The sequence below is a fragment of the Brevibacillus sp. FSL K6-6036 genome (genome assembly GCF_037964015.1).
In the GTDB taxonomy this organism is placed as follows: domain Bacteria; phylum Bacillota; class Bacilli; order Brevibacillales; family Brevibacillaceae; genus Brevibacillus; species Brevibacillus borstelensis.
Genome location: NZ_CP150173.1, coordinates 3,152,095 through 3,175,006, shown reverse-complemented (window position 1 = coordinate 3,175,006; position 22,912 = coordinate 3,152,095). Strand labels below are relative to the sequence as shown.

20 protein-coding genes and 2 riboswitches are annotated in these 22,912 nt (G+C 53.8%); of the genes, 15 read left to right on the top strand and 5 right to left on the bottom strand.

The features are described from left to right. Positions 1 to 7 precede the first annotated feature (7 nt). The 4 genes from pyrE (at position 8) to NST37_RS15930 (ending at position 3,075) form a co-directional block, all read left to right on the top strand. Entirely contained in the window at positions 8 to 652 is a 645-nt protein-coding gene (gene pyrE, locus NST37_RS15945; protein WP_003386189.1) for an orotate phosphoribosyltransferase, read from the top strand. A gap of 211 nt (positions 653 to 863) precedes the next feature. Further along, entirely contained in the window at positions 864 to 1,604 is a 741-nt protein-coding gene (nfsA, locus tag NST37_RS15940; protein WP_003386188.1) for an oxygen-insensitive NADPH nitroreductase, read from the top strand. A 150-nt stretch (positions 1,605 to 1,754) separates the two neighbouring features. Further along, positions 1,755 to 2,207 carry a hypothetical protein gene (locus tag NST37_RS15935; protein ID WP_141334163.1) on the top strand — a complete coding sequence of 151 codons (453 nt, stop codon included), beginning with the start codon at positions 1,755 to 1,757 and terminating at the stop codon, positions 2,205 to 2,207. Continuing rightward, positions 2,188 to 3,075, top strand: a complete 888-nt coding sequence (locus NST37_RS15930; protein WP_122958675.1) for a tetratricopeptide repeat protein — start codon at positions 2,188 to 2,190, stop codon at positions 3,073 to 3,075. The genes NST37_RS15935 and NST37_RS15930 overlap by 20 nt, the downstream gene beginning before the upstream one ends. On the opposite strand, the gene NST37_RS15925 is transcribed toward NST37_RS15930, so the two are convergent. Together NST37_RS15925 and NST37_RS15920 are read right to left on the bottom strand one after the other, a co-directional pair. Beyond that, positions 3,066 to 3,686, bottom strand: a complete 621-nt coding sequence (locus NST37_RS15925; protein ID WP_339185559.1) for a YdcF family protein — start codon at positions 3,684 to 3,686, stop codon at positions 3,066 to 3,068. The genes NST37_RS15930 and NST37_RS15925 overlap by 10 nt on opposite strands. A 113-nt stretch (positions 3,687 to 3,799) precedes the next feature. After that, complete coding sequence (locus NST37_RS15920) at positions 3,800 to 4,417, bottom strand: TetR/AcrR family transcriptional regulator (RefSeq protein WP_003386184.1); 618 nt, start codon at positions 4,415 to 4,417, stop codon at positions 3,800 to 3,802. Between the two features lie 149 nt (positions 4,418 to 4,566). On the opposite strand from NST37_RS15920, the gene kynU reads away from it, so the two are divergent. The 5 genes from kynU (at position 4,567) to dapF (ending at position 9,616) form a co-directional block, all read left to right on the top strand. Next, positions 4,567 to 5,853, top strand: coding sequence for a kynureninase (gene kynU / locus NST37_RS15915; RefSeq protein WP_024982935.1), 1,287 nt, complete (start codon positions 4,567 to 4,569; stop codon positions 5,851 to 5,853). A 46-nt stretch (positions 5,854 to 5,899) separates the two neighbouring features. Further along, the gene (gene kynB / locus NST37_RS15910; protein ID WP_003386182.1) at positions 5,900 to 6,535 is read left to right on the top strand and encodes an arylformamidase; all 636 of its coding nucleotides are present in this window, start codon (positions 5,900 to 5,902) and stop codon (positions 6,533 to 6,535) included. Between the two features lie 67 nt (positions 6,536 to 6,602). Beyond that, the gene (locus NST37_RS15905; RefSeq protein ID WP_003386180.1) at positions 6,603 to 7,298 is read left to right on the top strand and encodes a tryptophan 2,3-dioxygenase family protein; all 696 of its coding nucleotides are present in this window, start codon (positions 6,603 to 6,605) and stop codon (positions 7,296 to 7,298) included. Between the two features lie 219 nt (positions 7,299 to 7,517). Then, on the top strand, positions 7,518 to 8,753 hold the full coding sequence (locus NST37_RS15900; RefSeq protein ID WP_327970457.1) for a dicarboxylate/amino acid:cation symporter: 1,236 nt from the start codon (positions 7,518 to 7,520) through the stop codon (positions 8,751 to 8,753). After that, positions 8,750 to 9,616 (top strand): diaminopimelate epimerase, encoded by an 867-nt coding sequence (gene dapF, locus NST37_RS15895; protein ID WP_003386178.1) that lies wholly within the window; start codon positions 8,750 to 8,752, stop codon positions 9,614 to 9,616. Before NST37_RS15900 ends, dapF begins: the two co-directional genes overlap by 4 nt. Positions 9,617 to 9,819: 203 nt before the next feature. Here the strand turns inward: dapF and NST37_RS15890 are convergent, their stop codons facing one another. The 3 genes from NST37_RS15890 to NST37_RS15880 all read right to left on the bottom strand — a co-directional run bounded on the left by NST37_RS15890 (position 9,820) and on the right by NST37_RS15880 (position 14,050). Further along, positions 9,820 to 11,556, bottom strand: coding sequence for an amidohydrolase (locus tag NST37_RS15890; RefSeq protein ID WP_024982932.1), 1,737 nt, complete (start codon positions 11,554 to 11,556; stop codon positions 9,820 to 9,822). Between the two features lie 15 nt (positions 11,557 to 11,571). Next, positions 11,572 to 12,717 carry a spermidine/putrescine ABC transporter substrate-binding protein gene (locus NST37_RS15885; RefSeq protein WP_003386176.1) on the bottom strand — a complete coding sequence of 382 codons (1,146 nt, stop codon included), beginning with the start codon at positions 12,715 to 12,717 and terminating at the stop codon, positions 11,572 to 11,574. 130 nt (positions 12,718 to 12,847) lie between these two features. After that, positions 12,848 to 14,050, bottom strand: a complete 1,203-nt coding sequence (locus NST37_RS15880) for a saccharopine dehydrogenase C-terminal domain-containing protein (RefSeq protein ID WP_003386175.1) — start codon at positions 14,048 to 14,050, stop codon at positions 12,848 to 12,850. A gap of 627 nt (positions 14,051 to 14,677) precedes the next feature. Further along, positions 14,678 to 14,789: riboswitch (SAM riboswitch) on the top strand. Between the two features lie 103 nt (positions 14,790 to 14,892). Further along, a riboswitch (SAM riboswitch) is annotated at positions 14,893 to 15,007 on the top strand. Positions 15,008 to 15,092: 85 nt separating this feature from the next. On the opposite strand from NST37_RS15880, the gene NST37_RS15875 reads away from it, so the two are divergent. The 6 genes from NST37_RS15875 to NST37_RS15850 all read left to right on the top strand — a co-directional run bounded on the left by NST37_RS15875 (position 15,093) and on the right by NST37_RS15850 (position 22,881). Further along, positions 15,093 to 16,343 carry a homoserine dehydrogenase gene (locus tag NST37_RS15875; RefSeq protein WP_003386174.1) on the top strand — a complete coding sequence of 417 codons (1,251 nt, stop codon included), beginning with the start codon at positions 15,093 to 15,095 and terminating at the stop codon, positions 16,341 to 16,343. Positions 16,344 to 16,444: 101 nt separating this feature from the next. After that, positions 16,445 to 17,938, top strand: a complete 1,494-nt coding sequence (glpK, locus tag NST37_RS15870) for a glycerol kinase GlpK (protein ID WP_122958680.1) — start codon at positions 16,445 to 16,447, stop codon at positions 17,936 to 17,938. A 240-nt stretch (positions 17,939 to 18,178) separates the two neighbouring features. Beyond that, positions 18,179 to 19,255, top strand: coding sequence for an extracellular solute-binding protein (locus tag NST37_RS15865; protein WP_003386172.1), 1,077 nt, complete (start codon positions 18,179 to 18,181; stop codon positions 19,253 to 19,255). A gap of 12 nt (positions 19,256 to 19,267) precedes the next feature. Beyond that, positions 19,268 to 20,395, top strand: a complete 1,128-nt coding sequence (locus NST37_RS15860; RefSeq protein WP_339185558.1) for an ABC transporter ATP-binding protein — start codon at positions 19,268 to 19,270, stop codon at positions 20,393 to 20,395. Then, entirely contained in the window at positions 20,392 to 22,098 is a 1,707-nt protein-coding gene (locus tag NST37_RS15855) for an iron ABC transporter permease (protein ID WP_003386169.1), read from the top strand. The genes NST37_RS15860 and NST37_RS15855 overlap by 4 nt, the downstream gene beginning before the upstream one ends. A 12-nt stretch (positions 22,099 to 22,110) precedes the next feature. Next, positions 22,111 to 22,881 carry an HAD-IIA family hydrolase gene (locus NST37_RS15850; RefSeq protein ID WP_003386167.1) on the top strand — a complete coding sequence of 257 codons (771 nt, stop codon included), beginning with the start codon at positions 22,111 to 22,113 and terminating at the stop codon, positions 22,879 to 22,881. Positions 22,882 to 22,912 lie beyond the last annotated feature (31 nt).

Below are 22,912 nucleotides of genomic sequence, written 5' to 3'. Positions count from 1 at the left end.
AGCAATGATGACAAATACAAAAACTACTGCCAAGGAAATCGCGGGCAAATTGCTGGAGATCGGGGCCGTGCATCTGCGGCCGGATCAACCGTTCACCTGGACGTCGGGGATCAAGTCTCCGATTTATTGCGACAACCGGATCACGATGTCCTACCCGACTGTTCGCCGCCAGATCGCGCAAGCATTTGCGAAAGCGATCCGCGAAAAGTACCCGCAAGCGGAAGTGATCGCGGGCACGGCGACAGCTGGCATTCCGCATGCGGCTTGGGTGGCGGAAATTCTCGATCTGCCGATGATCTATGTTCGTGACAAGGCAAAAGGCCACGGGCGTCAAAATCAAATTGAAGGCGCCCTCCACAAAGGCCAAAAAGTAGTCGTCATCGAAGACTTGATCTCGACAGGCGGAAGCTCGCTGAAGGCGGCCCAGGCTGTAGCGGAGGAAGGAGCCGAAGTGCTTGGCGTGATCGCGATCTTCAGCTACCAATTCCCCGACGCTTCGGGGCTGTTCGCGGAAGCCGGCATTGAGGCAAGCACCTTGTCCAACTATACGGCATTGCTGGAAGCTGCCAAAGAGAACGGAGTTATCACTGCTGATCAGGAATCCATTCTCGCCGACTGGCGCAAATCGCCCAGAACCTTTTTTTCTTCCTGATCGCGTGTAGCACGAAGCAGAGGGACAACAGATCATCACGCTTGTGCAAAAAGCTGCGGATTTTCCCGCAGCTTTTTGCTGTTCAGACGAAAGAGGGGCAGACAAGCTATAATAGTGGTATCAGGCTTACGGGGGAAAAACCGAATCGGCAAACCATAAGGAAGAATAAGCTTGATCAAATATTCGTTCAGTTACCGACAGGAGGCATACGATGCAGACAGATGTAACCAGGTTGATCCAATCGCACCGCTCCATCCGCAAGTACACGGACAGACCGATCCCGGACGACGTGCTTGCGGATATTTTGGCAAGCGCCCAGTGGGCTCCTTCCTCGCACAACGTTCAAGCCTACAGCATTGTCGTCGTGCGTTCAGCGGAAAAGAAAAAACAGCTGGCCCAGCTATGCGGGGGACAGAAATGGGTGGAGACATGTCCCGTCTTTCTTGTGTTTTGCGCTGATTTCTACAAGTTGAAGCTGGCGAGCGACATGCACGGAAGCGAATTTTTGGCTGACGAGGTGGAAAATATGCTGGTGGCCGCCGTAGATACGGCATTGGCAGCGGAAAACGCGCTAGTCGCCGCTCGTTCTCACGGTCTGGGCGGAGTAATGATCGGCGGAATACGCAATCAGCCGGAGGATGTCGCCCGCCTGCTTAAGCTTCCTGTGCTAACCGCTCCGATCATGGGCATGTGCCTGGGCTATCCCGATCAAGACGTGGAGCAAAAGCCAAGACTGCCCAAGCGTGCGGTCATCCATGAAGAGGAATACCGGACGGAGCATTTGCCGGAAGCGCTGGAGGAGTACGAAGCGGTTTCCGCCGAATATTATGCCCGCAGAACAAGGAAAGATCATGCGGAAGGCTGGACCAAACAGATGGCCGATTATTTGCAAAAACCAAGGCGTCCGCATCTTGGCGACTTTTTAAGGAAGCAGGGATTTCCTTTGAAGTAGGAGCCGAGATCAGCCAGGGGGAACGGAAAAAAGTGCCCAAAGTTTCGCAGTAGGAAACCGGGCACTTTTTGTTTGTCAATTCTTGACAATGCTTGGTATGCTAGTAAGATTAATGGTGTTTGCATTATCGGGATTGGAGATGACAGTTTGTTGAACCGGGAGCTTTTACAGCCTTCTTTGGCGAATGGAGAGATACGTGTAACCAAATCTTACGACATTGATCGTTTTTTTTATCTCGGCTTTTTCGGCGGCGTGCTGCCGGTCATGATTTTGGGTACGAGAAATGCGATATGGCTGCGGTGCAGCAAGAAGATGATCGCGATGCTGCTTGGAACCAGCTTGCTTCTTTGCGGATTGAAGCTCGCTTACGTCGCCTGGACGGGAGCCGACAGCGTAGCGCTTCTGTCACGGATCATGGGCGTCGCCCTGGCAGTTGTCTATCGATACGCCCAACGAAAGCGCTACAAGCTGCATTCCGTCATCATCGGTGAGGATCAGCCGATTTTTTGGTGGGGACTGCTTGCCGTGGTGGCCGGAATCGTATTCGACAGTTGGCTGGTGACGATGGGGAAGGGGATTCACGATGTATTTGATCAGGGATGACAATAACGTAGCCTGGCAGGAAGCCATGCATTTGTACCACATGGGGCGCTATGAACAGGCAAAAGAAAAATTCATGCCGTTTTTGGCAACCAGTCAGGAGGACGGTCAGCTGCTGTTCTTCGTAGCCTATTGCTCTTTCAAGCTGGACCAGCTGGACGAAGCCGAGACGTTTGCCCGCGAAGCTTTGCGCGTCGGCTACTTCGGGGAAGAGGTATACTCGCTGCTTGGTATTATTTGCAAGGCAAAGGGCGCTTACGCTGAGGCGGAAGAATTTTTTTTGGCCGGCCTTGCCAAAAATCCGCAGGACGGCGATTTGCTCGCCCAATACGGGTATTTGATGCTGGTCACCGGTTACGAGGAAAAGGCGAAGCTGTTGATGGCTGAAGCGATGCGAGTCGACCCGGAAAGCGAAGTCGTCCTGCACTACCATTACCATTTTTTGCGGGCGTACGATGAGGTCGAAGCCCAGCAGGAAACGATCCGAAAATACAACGAAATCGCCGGAAGTGATGTTGACAAGCTGCTGAAAATGGGGCTGGCCGCACTGGATCGGGGAAATTATCGGGAAGCCCGGGAGTGTTACCGGCAGGCCTATTTGCTGGATCCCGGCAATGAACCGCTCTTGTATGCGATCGAAGAAATCGACGAGATCATCCATCCGGTCTTTTTCCCGAATCGCTTGATGCAGAAAACGGGCGGGCCGGTCGTCTGGTGGATTTGTTTTATCGGGGCCGTTTTTCTTTTCGGCAAGCTAGACTGGGAGGGGGCTGCGGGAGTCCTCGCCATGGTCTACGTCCCTTTCTGCATATATACATGGATCTCCCCTTTCATTTACCGGGCAGTGCGAAAATGGGGGCGCTATCGGTAAAGGCCCAGCCACCTGAGCGGCTTGCTGGCTTGATAGCCGAGGTAATAGAACAGCTCGCGAAGAAAAAAAGGAGCTTTTGTCTTCAGGCTTTGATAGGCTGAGGTGGGCGTCGGCGAGGAGTATGCCTCCATCCCCAGGTCGTGGGCCATGGCCAGAGAGCGTTTCATGTGCAGCGGATCGCTGACAATCGTAAAGCTGCGCCAGTTTGCGGTACGGGCAACCTCGAGTGCGAATGAAAGGTTTTCTTCCGTAATAGTAGAGCGGTTTTCCACCAAAATATCGGCAGGGTGCACCCCATGCTTGATGGCGTAATCGCGAGCCACCTCGGATTCGGCTTCGGCGCTGTCTGCGCTTTTGCCGCCTGTAAACAGGATTCCTTGGACATACCCGTTCTGGTACAGCCAGATAGCGTGGTCGATCCGTTCCCGAAACACCGGGGAAGGCTGCGAATCCCAGAAGGCTGCTCCGAGGACGATGGCCGCATCTGTCTTTCCCCAATAGCGGACGGAGGCAAAGGACCAAATGCTGTAGGCTGCGTGAGACACCGTCAGTAGAACAAGCAGCGACAACAGCAATAAAACGCGGGTAGATCGCTTTTTTTTCATTTTCATGAAGAACCCCCAAGTGGAAACCGAAATTCCGTGAAAAGGAATGAAATTGTACAAATGCCGGAAAAAAGAGACTTGTCCGTCAACAAGCGGGCTGCAAGTCTCTTTTTTGCTGCTTATGAATACAATCCACCCGTATAGATGGCTGCCAATGTTTTCGCGATCTCGTCCAGTTGAGCTTGATGTTCTCCCCGAACGATTTCCCAGAGGTACATTTCATGCGAGTAAAACCAGCCGCGTGCGACCAGCTCCGGATCAAGTCCGGTCCGTGCCAAGCCGTTCTGCTGGGAATAGGCGATGTCCTGGGCAATTCTGTTGATGAAGCGCTCGCGGATCTCGGCCCATTTTTGCGAAGCAGAGGCCGAGACGCCAATCGCCTCTCCAAATACCTGCAGCATCTTGCGCTCAGACTCAGCCATTCGTAAAAAGGCAGTCGTCTGGTACAGAATAAGCTCTTCAGCTTCGGCGCGGGAAGCGGGTGTAAAGGGAAGCTCTGCAATACTGTAGAATGCCGTCATGACATCTTCCATCAAAACGATCAGGAGGTCATCCTTGCCTGTAAAGTGGACATAGGCGGTACCGTATCCTGTTTTTGCCCGCTTGATGATCTGGGAGATCGTCGCTTTGTGGAAGCCTTCCTCGCGAAATACTTCTTTGGCTGCTTCCAACAGCTTGTGCCGGGTGTGCAGCGAACGCAAATGGCGTCCATCCGTTACGCTCTTTGTCTCTTCCACAGCACCGCCCTCCTTTACCAACTAGAATACAGGGAAATAAGGGAAAAAGGAAGAGAGGCGGACTCCAAAGCAAACTAATTCAAAATATTGACACTATGTCAACTTTTCTGTAATCTTGTGCTAACAACCGATGCGAAGGAGGTTTTCCCTTGAAGGAATCTGCGTTTTCGCCCACGGAAGAATTTGCTCTGGAGCAGGACAATCGCGATGCTCTGGGTCCTTTTCGCGAAGAGTACTACCTTCCGCAAGGTATTGTCTACCTGGATGGAAACTCGCTTGGGATGTTGTCAAAAAGGGCCGAGCGTACCCTCATGGACTCGCTGAACGATTGGAAACGGATGGGGATTGATGGGTGGACACAAGGGGAGCGACCGTGGTTTTACCAGGCGGAGAGGCTGGGGGCTTGTCTGGCGCCGCTTGTCGGAGCGGATCCCGATGAAGTGATTGCAAGCGGTTCCACAACGGTCAATCTCCACCAGTTGGCGTCCACCTTTTATCAGCCTGAGGGGAAACGGACCAAAATTCTCGCCGATGAGCTTACCTTTCCCTCGGATATTTATGCCTTGCAAAGCCAGATCAGGCTGCGTGGACTCGATCCGCATGAGCATCTGGTCTTGGCAGCCAGCCGCGATGGCCGCTTTCTGGAGGAGGACGACATCATCGCTTGCATGACTGAAGAGATCGCCCTGATCGTCCTCCCCACTGTTTTGTATCGAAGCGGACAGCTCCTCGATATCCCGCGATTGACGGAGGAAGCGCACAAGCGGGGAATCATGATCGGCTTTGACGGCTGTCATTCGGTCGGTGCGATTCCGCATCGATTCAGCGAATGGGATGTCGACTTTGCCTACTGGTGCAACTACAAGTACCTCAATGGCGGGCCTGGCAGTGTTGGCGCGCTGTACGTAAACCGGAAGCACTTCGGGCGGTTGCCAGGACTGGCCGGCTGGTTCGGATCGGACAAAGAGAAACAGTTTGATATGGAGCTGAGCTTTTCGCCCGCGCAGACGGCTGGAGCGTACCAGATCGGGACGCCGCATATTTTGAGCATGGCCCCCTTATTCGGAGCGCTGTCCATGTTCGAGGAGGCGGGAATAGACCAGATTCGCCAGAAGTCCTTGCAGCAGACTGCCTATTTGATGGATCTGCTTGATGAGGAGCTTGCGGATCACGGCTTTGTCATCGGAAATCCGCGAGAGGATGCGAGGAGAGGGGGACATGTCAGCCTGGAGCATCCGGAAGCGGCCCGCATCTGCAAGGCTTTGAAAGATAGCGGGGTGATTCCGGATTTTCGGGCGCCAAACGTGATACGCCTGGCACCAGTAGCCCTGTATACCTCATACCATGATGTATGGCGTGCCGTCCAAATCCTGAAGCGGATTATGGAGGAGCGGACGTATGAACGTTACGAGAACAAACGCGGCGTGGTCGCTTGAAGCACAATAAATCTGCCGGAAACGCAGGAGAGGAGCTGCCAGGAATATGAACTGGATTGACATATCGCGTCCGCTCGCGCCCGGTGCCCCTACATGGCCTGGCGATACGCCGTTTCACTACGAGGTGAGCTGGCCGAAATCCGAGAGCGGCTCTGTCAATGTAGGCAAGCTGACGATGAGCCTGCATACGGGTACACATGTAGACGCTCCTTATCACTTTGACGATGACGGGAATAAAATTCTTGATTTGCCGATCGAGATTTACATCGGTCCGGCTATAGTTCTGGATGTGTCCGGGAAACAGAGCGTCGGAGCCGCCGATCTGGACGGTATCGATCTGACAGGGGTGGAACGGCTTTTGCTCCGTACCGGCTCGTGGCCCGATCCTGGGCGTTTTCCTTCTGATATCTGTTATCTCCGCTCTGATCTGGCTCCTTTTTTAGCGGAGCAGGGCATTCGCCTGATCGGTGTCGACGTCCCGTCGGTCGATCCGCTGGACAGCAAGGAGCTGCCGGCTCATCACAGTCTGCACGCCTGCCATATTCACATTTTGGAGGGGCTGCTGCTGGATCATGTAGAGCCGGGACAGTACGAGCTGATAGCCCTGCCGCTGCCGCTCGTCCAGGCGGACGGAAGTCCTGTTCGTGCCGTATTGCGCCGTTTAGCACAGGGAAATGAATAAGACATCCGGAGCCGGATGCTTTCGGCCATGCTGCTCGCTGTTACTTGAAAAAGGGGAGGAAAAGCCGTTGACCAGAGAGCTGTCGGATTACGAGAAATACATTCGGACAGAGGAACTGCTCGGGTTGCAAAAGCGTGAGGATGAGTTGGCGTGCGCGGATGAACTGACCTTTCAGGTGATTCATCAGATCGCGGAGCTGCATTTCAAACTCGTCATGCAATATCTGCAAATGGCCAAATCGGCGATGGTCGCAGGGGAGCCTGACAAGGCAAAGGAACATCTGCACCGCGTCAATCTCCACATGAAGCATCTGCCGGAAGTATTTACGATGGTCAAAGTGATCAGTCCGTTGGATTACCATACCATACGGCTCGCGCTCGGGAGGGGCAGCGGACAGGATTCGCCGGGGTTCAATCAGATCCTCCAGTTTGGCCCGACCCTTTGGGAGCCATTTGAAAAGCTCCTGGGCGAAAAGGGACTGTCTCCTCTCGACGTGCACAAAGAGCCCACGGCACATCTCGCCTTGTATCAGCTGATGCAGGAGCTGATCCAGTTTGACGAGGGCTTCCAAAGCTTTCGCTATCAGCATCTGCAGCTAGTGCGCCGGATGATCGGCCTGGAGACAAACAGCCTCAAGGGGATACCGGCCCAAGCGCTGCAGAAGGGGGTCCGACACGAGTTTTATCCGGTGTTATGGAAGGCGATCAGCGAGTTGACCGACTGGACCGGCTCCAGCTACAATCCGCGGCCGCTCGGCGAGTAATCAGCTTCTCTCGAATGGAAAAATGTCTCCATTCGAGAGAAGTTTTTTTGTCAGTGGAGAAGCTTCAAGTCTTAAAGCGGGTGATAGTGCTACACTTTCCCCTGTTCTCGTACTTTGAACGAACAGGCATTATTTTAGTGAATTTTCAGAAATGTATCGAGCGTTCCTCCATATATTTAAGTAGACAACTCCACACAAGTCCAAAAAGGGGTGAAAATAATGGGGGAATCCGGGAAAAGCCGGGCATGGGAAGCGTATCGGTATCCCATCCTTTTGTTGGTTGCGATCCTCATCGGCGGCGTGATAGGGTGGGTGGCCGGACCGAAGGCAGATGTGCTCAAACCGTTTGGCGACATTTTTATCAATCTGATGTTCACCATTGTCGTGCCGCTGGTCTTTGTCAACATCAGCAGCGCGGTAGCCAGCATCGCAAACTTGAAGCGGCTGGGAAAAATCCTGGGCGTGATGCTGGCAGTCTTTGTCGCTACGGGTATCGTTTCATCTGTGCTGATGATCGTCGGAGTTTCGCTTGTTCCGCCGGCTGATGGTGTTCAAATCGAACTCAAAGCACCGGACGAGCTGAAGCCGCTGCAAACGGGAGAGCAGTTCGTATACGCCTTTACCGTGCCCAATTTTAGCGATCTGCTGTCGCGGAAAAACATGCTGGCACTCATTGTCTTTTCGATCTTGTTCGGCCTTGCGGTAAGTCTTACCGGAGAAAAAGGGAGGAGGGTAGCAGACGGCCTCTCTCTTTTGTCCGAGGTAATGATCAAGCTGATCAAGCTGCTGATGTACTATGCTCCGATTGGGCTGGGTGCCTACTTTGCCACGCTCGTCGGGGTATTCGGGCCGGAGCTGTTAGGTTCGTACGCCCGGGCGATGTCGGTGTACTATCCGATTGCAATTTTGTATTTCTTCCTGTTCTTCACGTTGTATGCGTATATGGCAGCAGGCAGGGGAGGTCCGGGAAAGTTTTGGCGGGCAGCCGTCTCTCCTGCCGTCACTTCGCTTGCGACATCGAGCAGCGTAGCGACCATTCCAGTCAATCTGGAAGCGACGGCCCGGCTCGGTGTGCCAAAGGACATCCGCGAGATCGTCATCCCGCTCGGAGCCACTGCCCATATGGATGGTTCCTGTCTGAGCGCCATTCTGAAAATTTCATTTCTGTTTGGCTTGTTTCAAATGCCGTTTCACGGGTTTGAGACATACGTGACAGCCATTGTCATCGCTGTTCTGAGCGGTGTGGTCATGTCTGGCGTCCCGGGCGGCGGCTTTATCGGGGAAATGCTGATCGTTACGATGTACGGTTTTCCGCCGGAAGCACTGCCGATCGTCGCGATGATCGGAACGCTGGTCGATCCCCCTGCGACGATGGTGAACGCTACCGGGGATACTGCCGCCAGCATGCTCGTTTCTCGCATCCTCGAGGGCAAAGGGTGGATGAACAAAGCATGAATCCCGGAAATTCCATTGAGATCATGAAAAGGTGCATCCCTTTTGCGAAGATGCATGGCTGCGGCAACGACTTTTTGATTATGGACAATCGGCAGGAAGAATGGGAGGGCAAGGAGCTCGGAGCAATCGCCCGTCGGCTGTGCAATCGGGAAACGGCATTGGGAGCTGACGGATGCATGTGGGTGGAGAAGTCCGACGTTGCCGATTTTTCCATGCGTTACTTCAACGCAGATGGCAGCGAAGGGGAAATGTGCGGGAACGGGGCCAGATGTATTGCCCGTTACGCCTTTGAAAAAGGGATTGCGCCTGCAGCGATGCGGTTTGCTGCCAAAGACGGCCTGTATCATTCTCTTGTGGAAGGTCGATGGGTAGACGTGTACTTTCCGGCAATGGACAGGGCTGACTTTTTCCTGAATCGCCGTTATGAAGCCATGGATGGAGCTCGTCAATACCATTTTGCCGTGGTCGGTGTGCCGCATACGGTCTGGTTTGTCGCGGATACAGAAGAGATGAGTGACGAGCAGGTATCAGCCTGGGGAAAAGCGATCCGGTACGATCACTCGATCTTTCCTGACGGCGTCAATGTGAACTTTGTGCAAATAGCTGACGAAAACAAGCTCAAGATCCGGACGTATGAGAGGGGAGTAGAGCGAGAGACGCTCGCCTGCGGCTCGGGTGCGACGGCCAGCGCAATCACGTCGTCGTTGCTCGGTCTGGTCGCGTCGCCGGTAACAGTCTTGACCAGGGGAGGAGAGCTTAGGGTTTCCTTTCGCCTTGAAAACAATCTGGTCAGAGACATCGTTCTCGGAGGACCGACGAGGTGGGTAGCTTCCGGGTACCTCTTGCCGGAAATGTGGATGTAAGAGGAAGAGCGGTTTATAGATCGAGTTGGGATAACGAACAGGCTGTGACGGTTAAAAAGTTGTTAGAATGACAAACAGACTGCGAAGGTGAAACGAAAAGAAGCATGCTTTCCACCAAGCCGCCAAGCTCTGCTCAGGAAAGAATTTTGCAGAGCGCTCCCGGTCGGCTGCCTGAGGAAAACATGCTTCTTGTTTATCAAACGCTATTTGCCTGCCGGTCCAAATGAGCTGTCGCGATAAACCGGCTTGCCTTCAAATAAGGTGAGCAGAACCTTTGTCTCATTGATCTGGGTCGCCGGGATCTCAAACAGATTTTTCTCCAGGACGACCAGGTCGGCCTTTTTGCCGATCTCGATGGAGCCAGTCTCGTTTTCGAGGAAATTGGCATACGCTCCTTCGATCGTAAAGCTGGCGATCATGTCAGCCAGCGTGGCTCTCTCCTCCGGCCAGAGAATGTCGCCGGGATCGGTAGAACCGTGCTCCGCCCGAGTGACGCCGCGCTCGATGCCATCCAGGGGAGAGAACTCCTGCGTCACCGGATAGTCGCTCGAGGAGGCCATGTGTACCCCGGCGGCAATAAAGCTCTTCATCGGGTATTCGCGGTCAGCCCGTTCCTGACCGAGGTACGGTACCTGGATGTCTTCGTAATAGCCCGGTTCTTTAAAGAACCAGAACGGCTGAGGAACTCCGATCACTCCCAGAGCCTTGAAGCGGCTGATATCCTCCGGCTTGACAAGCTGGAGATGGGTGATGAGATGGCGGGAGTCGCGTTTGCCGTTGCTTTTTTGCACCGCTTCCAGTCCGTCCAGCGCAATCGAAGTGGCCGCATCTCCGATGGAGTGAACATGAACCTGAAAGCCTGATTTGTCGATGGCCGCTGCCATTTGCTTGTAGCTGTCCGGCCTCCAGACAAGCTCGCCATGTGAATCAATATGTTCGTAAGGCTCGGACAAATAACCTGTGCTGCCTTCGATTACGCCATCCATAAAGATTTTGACACTGTTTGTCTGGTAGAGCGGTCCTTTGTTTTTCTCCCGTTCCTTAATGAACTCCTGGAGCTGTTCCGGCCCTTTTCCGGGATCAGCCAGGAAGGAATTGCGGAAACGCATGGTCAGCTTGTTGTTTTCCTCGGCTTTTTTGTAGGCGGCCAGAACGTTGGGACCGCCGATCATTGGCTCGTGGGCTGTCGTGACACCGCGTTCTGCTGCCATTTCCTGATAGGCCAGGATGCCATCCATATACTGGTCGACAGTAAATTCGGGAACCACGTCGGCGATCAGATCAACGGCTTTTTCGCGGAGCGTCCCCCATGGTTCGCCCGTGGCGTCATCCCGTTCGATTACGCCTCCCTCGGGATTTTTCGTATCCTTGGTAATGCCGGCGAGCTCGAGTGCTTTTGAATTTGCCCATACAGAGTGAACGTCTTCCGAAGTGAGCACGACGGGAATGTCCGAAATGACATCATCGAGCATTTTTTTGCTCGGCCCTTTGCCCGGGATCAGCGGGTTGCTCCAGCCCATACCGGTAATGACTTTGGCATCGGGATGCTTTTTGGCGAATTCGCGCACGGCCTGCAAATATTCATCCACCGATTGCTTGCCGTACAGATCGACAGAATGAATTTGCTTGACCGTTTCGCTGGCGTGGGTGTGACTGTCGAAGAAGCCGGGCAGCACCATTTTGCCTTTCAAATCGACGACTTCGGTCTTGGGGCCGGCATATTTTTTCGCATCGGCATCGGTTCCGACAAAAAGGATGCGCCCGTCTTTGACCGCGACGGCTTCCGCCCAGTTGCGGTTTTTGTCCACCGTGTAAACGGCTCCATTTTGCAAAATCAGATCGGCCTGCTTGTCCGCAGGCAGAGGTGCAGCATTTGCGCCATAGCTGCCCAGGGAACCGAGCAGCAGCAGGCTTGCCAGAAAACAGGTTGTCCGTTTCACGCGTCATCCACCTTTTTACTCAAGTTTAATTTCCGACCAAATCCGGTCATACTGCTTGGCGGCATCCCCGATGTCCACCATGTATTCCCCTTTTGCCAAGTCCTCCTTCGGCGGATAGACGGCGGGGTCTTCCAAAACGGCCTTGTCGATCAGCTCGTGGGCGGCCAGGTTCGGATTCGCATACGGGTAATGTTTGGAGATTTCGGCGCTGATGTCCGGGCGAAGAATGAAGTTGATGAATGTCTCTGCCGTTTTTTTGTTTGGACTGCCCTTGGGAATGACGAAATTATCCTGCCAAAGCTCCATGCCTTCCTGGGGCAGTATCGTTTTGATCGCCGGATTTTCCTGACGGGCTAGCGAAGCCTCGGCACCGTAGACGATGCCGGCCGCCACCTCGCCGGATACGAGCAGCGTCTTCGGGCTGTCGCTGTCAAAAGCCTTTACGTTGGGCATCAATTGGCTGAGCAGCTCTTTCGATTTTTCCAGTACGGCGGGGTCCGTCTCATTCAGTGACTTGCCCTGCATTTGATTGGCGATGCCGATCATCGAGCGGGCGTCATCCAGTACGACCAGCGATCCCTTCAACTTTGGGTTAAGCAGATCCCGGTAACCGGAAATGGGGATGGAAACCTTGTCCGCATTGACCGCAATCACGACATTTCCCCACATGTACGGCACAGAAAAAGCCCCCTCGGGATCAGAGGAGCGTTTCAAAAACTCCGGACCGACGTTTTTGATGTTGCTGATGCTGGAGTAGTCCAACTTTTCCATCAATTGCTGTTTGCGCATCAAGTCTACCATGTAGTCGCTCGCGACGGCAAGATCATAGCCCGAAGAATTGACAGACAGTTTGGCGAACATTTCCTCGTTCGAGGAGTAGGTGCTGATATTCACCTTTACGCCGTACTCTTTTTCAAATGCCTCCAGAACACTTGGCGGGATGTACTCCGACCAGATAAAGAGGTTGAGCGATTTGGACAATCCTGCCTGGCTGTCTCCGCCCGCTTTGGCAGCTTCATTTCCCGACGAGGGAGCGCCATTCCCCTGGACCTGCTGACCCGGCTGGACAGAGCTGCTTCCGCAACCAGTCAATCCGGTCAACAGAACCAGAGCAGCGACTAAGATGAGCATGAACAGGCTTGTCCGCTTTTTCTCCATCATGAGAGGTTTCACCTTCGTTTCATGTAGGATTGATGAATCGGAAGAAACGTACCCGATCTGTATTTAACAAAGATCGGGACAGCGGCAACAGCTGCCAATCCCGATCTTTTTCTATATCTCAAGTTACGTACTACGATATTTGCCTGAGAGGGGCAGTCTTCTCAATCACATCCCAAGTCATGCCGCGAGCCTTTAACCGCTCTAAAAAGGGGAGCGGGTCGATCAGCTCCGGCGGAATGCAGCCGGTCGTGGTCAACAATCCTTCAGCGATCATGTCGACAGCGACGACCGGCGGGATGCCTGTCTGCCAGATCGTTGCTTGAAATTCCGTCTTGTAGTAAACCTCATCGTGATTGGCGATCGTGTAGACGTAAACTTCTTTTCGCTTGTTGTTCTTCTTGCCTTTGACGAGTGCGCCGACGGAGGAGTATCCGTGGATTTTTCCGGCGAGATCGGCCGGTTTCGGCATGGTCGTCACGACTACATCGCGCGGCGCTACCTTGACGCCTTTGACCTCGATCTCTTCGTCGCTGTCCAGTCCCAGATAGCTCAGCACCTTGAGGGTATTCACAAAGTCGGGATGGAGGGCGTACTTGAAGTCCACGTATTTGCACCCTTTTGCGCGGCCAATCGTCTCGCCAAGAGTGGTCGCTTCTTCGTGCTCCACGTTGTAGCAGTCCAGCCAGCCGATCGGCTCGGGGAATTCGAACTCCTCTTTGTTGGCAAAGGGAGTAGGCAAGTATTGTTCACCCTTGTCAGCCGTCCAGAAGTTCGGTTTGGCCAAACACTCCTGAATGGCTGTCTGCGGACTGAAGAAGGAGCAGAAGCCGTCGTAGTCGACGACGGAATTGTCGCCGTCGCGAATCAAAATCTCATCGACTTCGTCCAACTGATCCACAGCGTACCGCGCCGCGATGTTGGAGAAGCCGGGATCGCACCCAAGCCCCATGATTCCGAGAATGCCTGCCGCTTTGAATTTATCGGTCCAGGCTAGCTGCTTGCGGAGCCATTGCGGGCCGCTGGAAGCCGTGTCGATATAATGGGTTTTCGTGTTCAGGCACGCTTTCATCACTTCAAAGTTGTTTTCCGGCAAGCCGATATGCAGCAGTACGTCAATGTCAGTCAAAATAGATTGGACGCTCGATACATCGCGTGCGTCGACACGTTTTACCTGGATTTCCACATCCGTCTCCCGGCGCAGCTCGGCAGCCAGCTCTTCAGCCGGGCCGATCGATATATCTGCCAGCACCAGTTTTTGCAAATACTTCGATTTCACGATTTCACACGCGCTTACTTGTCCTACACCGCCAACTCCTAAAATAGCGACTCGCATAGAGTCCTCCTTCCATTTTTGGAAAACGTTCTATCTTCGCATTCGAAACAGCCATTTCTGCAAATGCAGATCGATCGTAGCAGGAAATACCGCGACTTGTGTCGCAACATCGATTGGTTCACGCGGACGAAGTCTCATCCAAACACCCTCCTTCTGCACACGGGCAGATCATAGTAGAAACCGAAGCTAAGTGGGACGATCGTGGATCAAAACAGGCAGCAGCCTACTCAAAAAAAGCACCTCCTTCCTGCTGAAAAAGTCAGAGTGGAGCGTCTTTTATTCATGTATATTCGACGCACCCGACGTCCCATGCGAATGGAAAAAGGGAATTATACTCTGACTTTTCTGAAAATATATGCAAGAATGATACCAAATGACCGGCTGCTTCCTGTGCAGTATGAAGGAGCATCGGCAGTACCATTATTCTCACTATTGAGAAAGCAAAAACCAAAACAAAGTGCTGGAAATGTCTGTTGGTGCGCCATCACCTGCATGAGAACACCTTATTAAAAATGAGAAACCTTTCTTTTCAAAAATGAAAGGAATCGTCCGAAGATGAAATGTCGGAAATATCTGGTTAACGGCTCAAACCGAATTCCTTACAATGTTGCCAACAGGAAAATACTGTTCTTATCCAGAGAGGCGGAGGGACTGGCCCGATGAAGCCCGGCAACCGTCACGCAGTTTGTGACAAGGTGCCAATTCCTGCAGGACTGATGACAGTCTTGACAGATAAGAAGCGGGAGTACGTCCATTCCGGATGCCAACCTTCTTCTTAACGGGAGAAGGTTTTTTATTTGTATGATCAAATGTTTTTGAGTTATCGCAACTTCATAACTTCTTTCTTATCCAGAGAGGTGGAGGGACTGGCCCGATGAAGCCCGGCAACCGTCACGCAGTTTGTGGCAAGGTGCCAATTCCTGCAAGACAGCAGCAGTATGTCTTGGCAGATGAGAAGGAGGCCCCCTGTAGCTCGCGAGCCTTCTTCTTAAACGGAAGAAGGCCTTTTTTATGTTTGAAATGAGAAAAAGAGGTGGAGTACATGAGTGCAAGTGTGGTAAAAGTAGGATTGCTTGGCGTAGGGACGGTGGGGGGCGGCGTCTTGAAAACGATCCGCTCTCAGCAGCAAAAGCTGTCGGACAGGTTGGGCAGACGTGTCGAGGTGGTCAAGGCGCTGGTCCGCAATGCGGAAAAGCAGCGGTCTGTACCGATTGAGAACAATCTGATCACGACCCGGTTTGAAGAAGTGCTGGCGTCGGACGTGGACATCGTCGTCGAGGTGATGGGCGGCGTCGAGCCGACATACGGCTATGTCCGTGCACTGATTGAAAAGGGCTGTCACATCGTCACCGCGAACAAGGAGCTGCTTGCCAAGCACGGAACGGAGCTGGTGCGGCTAGCCAATCGGCACGGCGTTCAGCTCGCGTACGAGGCCAGCGTAGCCGGAGGGATTCCGATTCTCGGCGTGCTGCGCCAGTTTCTCCGGACTAATGACATCGTATCGGTCAGCGGCATTTTAAACGGGACGACGAATTACATCCTGACGCGGATGGAACAGGAAAAGCTTCCCTACGCCGAAGTGCTGAAGCAGGCGCAGGAGCTGGGCTACGCCGAAGCGGACCCTGCCTCGGACGTAGAGGGCTGGGATGCCTTGTACAAAACGTACATCCTCGCCCAGCTCGTATTTGGTGAATCGCTGCCGCTGCATGCAGCCGAGAGGCAGGGGATTGAAAAGCTGCATCTCGGACAGATCGGCCTCGCCCGCGAATTGGGGTACCGGATCAAGCTGCTGGCCAAGGCTTCCAAGGCCGGGGGCGGTCTACAGCTTTCCGTCCGTCCAACGCTTCTGCCGCTGGATCACCCACTCGCGCAGGTGCAGGATGCCTACAACGCCGTGCAGGTGTCGGGCAATATCGTCGGCGACCTTTTGTTCATGGGCAAAGGGGCAGGCGAGCTTCCGACAGCAAGCGCTGTGGTGGAGGATCTGGCCTATTTGCTGACCCAGCGCTTCACTCCTCAGCCGGTCTGGCAGGAAAGCGAGCCGGCAGGCAATCGGGAAGCCGGGGAGAAGCGGTGCTTTTGCTATCTGGAAAGTAAAGCGTTGCGGGGAACGCCTGATCAAGTCACGCATTTTTTGGATCGGGCAGGAGTTCTCGTGGAAAAACAGCGAATACAATATGACTGGGCGAGCGTCTTGCGCATCGGCATGATTGCCAGCGGTTTTGCAGAGGAGCACAAGAAGGCGCTGCACCGCGATTTCGGCATCAGGGCGGAAGTGTTTCCCGTGTTGTGAGCGGAGACGGCCCAATGCTTCGGGATATAGACCGCATCCGGTTTCACCCCTAATAGAGGAGAAAAAGGGTGCCCATATCCCGCGGTAGAAGGAGGAAGCTCATGGATAAAAAGTATGTGCTCGCAATCGATCAGGGGACGACCAGTTCCCGGGCCATCTTGTTCGACAAGCAAGGAAGCATCGTCGGGATGGCCCAGAAAGAATTTCCCCAGCTCTTTCCCCAGCCAGGATGGGTAGAGCACAATGCCCTGGACATCTGGTCATCGGTCGTCGGCGTAATCGGCGAGGTTTTGGCCAGCCACAATGTTTCGGCGCAGGAAGTGGCAGCCATCGGGATCACCAATCAACGCGAGACGACCGTGGTGTGGAACAAGCATACCGGAGTGCCCATCTATCACGCAATTGTCTGGCAGTCGAGACAGACAGCGGGAATTTGCGAAGAGCTCAAAAGCAAGGGATACGACCCATTGTTTCGGGATACGACCGGTCTGCTGATCGATGCTTACTTTTCGGGCACAAAAGTAAAATGGATTCTCGACCATGTGGAAGGCGCCCGCGCTTTGGCGGAGCAGGGCGACCTCCTGTTCGGAACGATTGACACGTGGCTGATCTGGAAGCTGTCCGGCGGCCGGGCGCATGTGACCGACTATACCAACGCGTCGCGCACACTCATGTACAATATTTTTGATTTGAAGTGGGACGATGAGCTGCTGGCTCTGCTCGATGTCCCGCGTGCGATGCTGCCTGAGGTGAGAAGCAGCTCGGAGGTGTATGCGGTAACCGACAAGGATTTGTTCTTTGGCGTCGAGGTTCCGATCTCGGGGGCTGCAGGAGACCAGCAGGCCGCTTTGTTCGGGCAAGCCTGCTTCGAGCGGGGCATGGCCAAAAATACATACGGCACCGGCTGTTTTTTGCTGATGAACACCGGAGAACAAGCCGTTCGCTCCGAGCATGGCTTGCTGACGACGATCGCCTGGGGCCTTGGCGGAAAAGTGGAGTACGCGCTGGAAGGGAGCATTTTTGTCGCAGGCTCTGCAATCCAATGGCTGCGGGATGGCCTGCGCATGCTCAAAACCTCGGCAGACAGCGAACGCTACGCAACGGCCGTGTCATCCACCGAAGGCGTCTATGTCGTCCCGGCTTTTGTGGGCTTGGGCACTCCTTACTGGAACAGCGAGGTCCGCGGCGCGATTTTTGGACTGACCCGGGGAACCAAAAAAGAGCATTTCATCCGGGCCACACTGGAGTCGCTGGCGTACCAAACCAGAGACGTGGTGGCAGCCATGGAAGCAGATGCCGGCATTCCGCTGAGCAAGCTTCGCGTAGACGGCGGTGCCGTAGCGAATCACTTCCTGATGCAATTTCAAAGCGATATTCTCGGTGTCACCGTCGAGCGTCCGCGCGTACATGAAACGACGGCGCTCGGTGCCGCCTATTTGGCCGGGTTGGGCATCGGTTTTTGGAAAAGCAAAGAGGAGATTTCGCACAATTGGCAGGTTGAGCGCTCATTCGAGGCGAGACTGGAAGAGACGGAGCGCAGCAGGCTATATGCCGGTTGGCAAAAGGCTGTCCGGGCTGCGGCAGCATTTGTGTAAGCATTTTCATTGACAGTTATTGAAAACTATGGTTATACTTTAGAAAAGTTGATCGTGCAGCACGAAAACATACGGAAATACGGTTAGGCGGAGAAAACGGAGAAAACCCTTACCAGTAAACACATTCCTTTTAAGGGGAGGAGTGTGTTTATATACGTAAGGGTTTTCTTTTTCTTCATTATCGTCAAACCTATTCGATCAACAGAAAAATGAACACGAATAGAAAGAGGGGTCTGACAAATGGTGAAAAAGTGGCTGAATGTCGTAGCGACCGCGGCGTTGTTGTCGACGGTGGCAGTAGCGGGGTGTTCCTCGGGGGATACGGGCTCATCCAGTACGGGCCAAGGAGAAGCTGGCGGGGGTTCGGGTGCCGCAAAAGAACTGGGTCAAATTGCACTCTACTCGCCTGAGACACCTGATATGACCAAAGAAATTGGTCAGAATTTTGAAAAGGCTTTCAAGGGCTCGACCGTTAACATTCAGTACGCCGGCACCAACGTTCTGGTGAACAAGATGATTGCCGAAAAGGACAATCCGATGGGGGATGTCTGGTATGGCGGAGGCGGTTTCCTGCCGTTTGAGTCGGCGAAGGACAAGGATATTATTACGGCCTATACGCCTGAAGCGATCAAGGATTGGCCGGAAGTGCGCGACGGGATCAAAATCCGCGACAAGGATTGGAAATGGATCGGAGCAGAGGTGTTCGTCCTCGGGTTTGTTTACAATACCGACCTGGTAAAACCGGAAGAAGCGCCGAAAACATGGGACGACCTCTTGGACCCGAAATGGAAAGGCAAGCTCCAAATGCCGAACCCGGCAGCATCCGGAACAGCCACGCTTACGGTTCTGAGCCAACTGATGGAGCGCGGGGAGGAACCAGGCTGGGAGTACTTCAAAAAATTGGTCGATCAGATGAGCGCGATGCCTGACTCCGGCTCGGCGCCCGGAAAAGCGGTAGCCAAAGGCGAAGCCCATGTCGCGATCGCATTTGACTTCATGGCATACGAAATGAAGGCAAAGGGGGAAAAGGTGGACTTTATCGTTCCTGAGAAAACTCCTGTCATCGTCAACCCGGTATCTCTTGTCCAGGATGGACCGAACCCTGACGGCGGCAAAGCGCTGATCGACTACCTGTTGTCCAAGGAAGGACAGCAAACGCTTGCCAACTGGTACCATATCCCGATTTCCAAAGAGGTTGAATCGAAAACGCCGCTCACGCTGGAAAAGGTCATCCCGCATGCACAGGAGCTCGACGTAGATTGGGTCGTGCAAAACTACGACCGCGTACGCAACGAATGGCGGCAAAAATTCCAATAAGGAGGTTCTTCCATGGGGTCGGTCAGAATTGAGAACTTGCACAAATCGTTTAACGGAATCGCCGCATTGGAAGACGTCAGTCTGGACATTCGGGAGGGCGAGTTCTTCGCCCTTCTCGGCCCGTCCGGCTGCGGAAAAACGACGACTATGAGCTGCGTGGCCGGGTTTGAAAGTCCCACATCCGGCAAAATTTTTATCGGGGACCGCGATGTCAGCAACGTCCCCGCCAACCAGCGCAATTGCGGAATGGTTTTTCAAAGCTATGCGCTGTTCCCTCATTTGAATGTATTTGAAAATGTCGCCTACAGCCTGCAGGTGCGCCGTTTCTACCAAGGCGGCTTCGGCACCAAGCTCGCAGTCCTCGGCAATATGCTCAATCGGAAATTGGGCAGGGTGGACAAAGAGACAGAAAAAAAGGTGAGAGATGCACTGGATTTCGTAGAGTTGGGTCATTTGGCCGACAGGCTGCCAGGACAGCTTTCCGGCGGCCAGCAGCAGCGGGTGGCGCTGGCTCGGGCCTTGATCATGGAGCCGGCTGTGCTGTTGATGGATGAACCGCTCTCCAACCTGGACAAAAAGCTGCGCAACAGCATGCGGGTCACGATCCGCCGGATTCAGCAAAAAGTAGGAATTACGACGATCTTTGTCACACACGATCAGGAAGAGGCCATGAGCATGGCTGACCGGGTCGCAGTTATGCAGGGAGGCAAGCTGGTGCAGGTGGACACGCCCACCGCGCTGTACAGCAATCCGGGCTCCACTTTTGTAGCGGATTTCGTAGGCTCGTCCAATATTTTCAAGGGCAAGGTAAAAGGAACGGAGGCAAGCGGTACAGTCATTCAGCTTGAAGGCGGGCAACTGCTCACATCGGCTTTTTCCGCGAAACGTGAAGATGTAGAGGTAATCATTCGCCCTGAAAGCATTCGCCTGGCTGCCGGAGAACCGGTCGATGCAGGTGATAAATCGATAGAGGGTACCATCACCATGTCTACCTACCTTGGACCCAGCATTCGCTATGACGTACAGGTCGGAAACATGCAGATCGAAGTGGACAAGACGTTTGAAGCAGGAACGCCGCTGCTTCCGCCAGGCACAAAGGTCTATCTTTCCATCGATCCTCATCTAGTGGTGATCCTATGAAAAAGCGATTTCTCGAATCATTGAGCGGGTTTACGGTCCTGAAATGGTTTATCTACTTGTTCTTCTTCCTGTTTCTCCTGGTTCCGTTGTTCTCGATTTTGCTCGTCAGCTTTACCGGCCAGCCGATCAACCTGTTCGGCAGCCTGGTCAGCCAAAAAACGCTGGCAAAGACAATCGAGAAGCTGTCCAATGTGTCTCTGGAGGCCTACTCCTCGCTGTTTGAGGGCAAGGGCTACTTTGATGCCCTCCTGAACAGCCTGAAGCTGAGTACCGGAGTAGCACTGCTTGTGACCATCGTTGTCATTCCGATTGCGTACGCCTTTGCGCGGACGAAAATGCCGTTCAAAGGACTTTTTGCCACACTGTGTACAATTCCTCTGGTCGTACCCACGTTTATTTCGTCCTATGCTTTCATGCTGATGTTCGGAAAAACGGGGTGGGTCAATCACATCTACCAAGCATTGGGCGGGGAAGGCGTGCTTTTTGACATCCAGTCGATGCTCGGGATTGTGCTCGTACAGGTCTTCTACTTCTTTCCTTACGCCCTGTGGCCGATGGTGGCAGCCTTCAAGATCAGCGACCTGACCTTGGAAGAAGCGTCGCAAAACCTCGGTGCCCATAGTTGGTACACGTTTATGCGAGTGACCTTGCCGCTGGCGATGCCGGGGATCGTTTCGAGCATGCTGCTGATTTTTACCGTCAGCTTTTCCGACTTCGGGACACCGATTATTTTGGCGCCAAAAGATCTCAACCTGATCGTGGTCGAAGCGTATCGGGAGATGGCCGGCTTCTTCAACTGGGCAGGTTCCGCGGTATTGACCGTCATCATGCTCCTGGTCGCAGCCTTCTTCTTCTGGCTCCAGCGCCTCGTGATCAAGGGAAAGGAATACGGCACGATCTCGGGAAAACCGACTCGCCAAAAAATGAACGATCACAAGGGCGTAGTCTCCGTACTGACCACCTACTCCTTTTTGGTCGTACTGATTCCCGTACTCGGTGTCGCATCCATCTTCCTGTCGTCGCTCGCGACTACATGGGGACGTCACGCATTGCCGGACGGCTATACGCTCAGCCACTATCTGACGATTTTCAGCACGTCGCATAAAAATATTCTAAACAGTCTGGTTCTTGCCGGCGGAGCGCTGGTCCTGAGCGTGGTGATTGCCACCTTCGTCTCCTACTTTGTCGTGCGTCGCAACTCCGGGGGACTTGATTTTATCTCGTCCATTCCGCTGATCGTACCGGGCATCTCGCTGGGAATCGCGCTTATCCAAACGTTTAATACCGCTCCGTTGAAGCTTACGGGAACAGCGATCTTGCTCATCATCGCCTATACGATCAGGCGAATGCCGTACATGATCCGCTCGACGATGAGCTCGATGATGGCGATTCGCAAGGATATCGAAGAGGCAGCGGTAAATATGGGGGCATCCAACCTGCTCGCCGCCGTGACCGTGATCGGACCGCTGATGCTGCCCGGCATTGCAGCGGGTGCTATCCTCGTATTCGTAACGGTGATCAAGGAAACGAGCATTTCCCTGCTTCTGGCCCCGACAGATTGGGCGCCGATGAGCCTGGCGGTATTCCAAAACCTGCTGCGGGGTGAATACTACACCGCGTCAGCGATGGCGATTCTGATCATTGCGATCGTCATTGTCCTGCAGTACCTGGCGAAAAAATTGACCAAGGATCAACTGTACTAAGGAGGAAAGGCAGTGAAGGGGTTTATCTTCGACCTCGACGGTACGGTGTATCTCGGAGACCGCCTGATCGAGGGAGCAGCAGAAGCGATTCAGGAACTAAGGAACCGCGGGGACAAGGTCGTGTTTCTGTCCAACAAACCGATCGCGACCCGTCAATCCTACGCGGAAAAGCTGACCAAAATGGGAATTCCCACCACAGTGGAGGATGTGCTGAACTCATCCTTGATCGCAGCCAGATACCTTCAGCAAGTGATGACTCCGACAGATAAAGTACTGGTGATCGGCGAGCAGCCGATTCGAGACGAGCTGCGCGCGCACGGCATACAGATGAGCGAAGACCCGAATGAAGTGTCTTATGTCGTTCTCTCTTGGGATCGCCAGTTCACGTATGACGGATTAAACGACTTGTATCAAGCCGCCATTCGCGGGGCCAAGGTGATCGCGTCCAACCCGGATCGCACCTGCCCGCTGGAGGATGGCCAAATACCCGATACCGGGGCCTTCATCGGGGCACTGGAAGGCGCGACGGGAAGACCGATTGATCTGGTGGTCGGGAAGCCTTCTCCGATAGCAGCCGAAGCGGCCGTACGTCACCTCGGTCTGGACTACCATGCTTGCTACATGGTAGGGGATCGGCTGGAAACGGACATCAAAATGGGGAACGATACAGGCATGAACTCCGTTTTGGTCTTGACCGGAATTTCGACCAGGGAAATGGCCGAGCAAAGCGAATACAATCCGCGGTACATTTTAAACAGTATTAAAGAAATTGTGAATCTTTAGACATGCGATGCTATAATGGGAGCAACCAAGC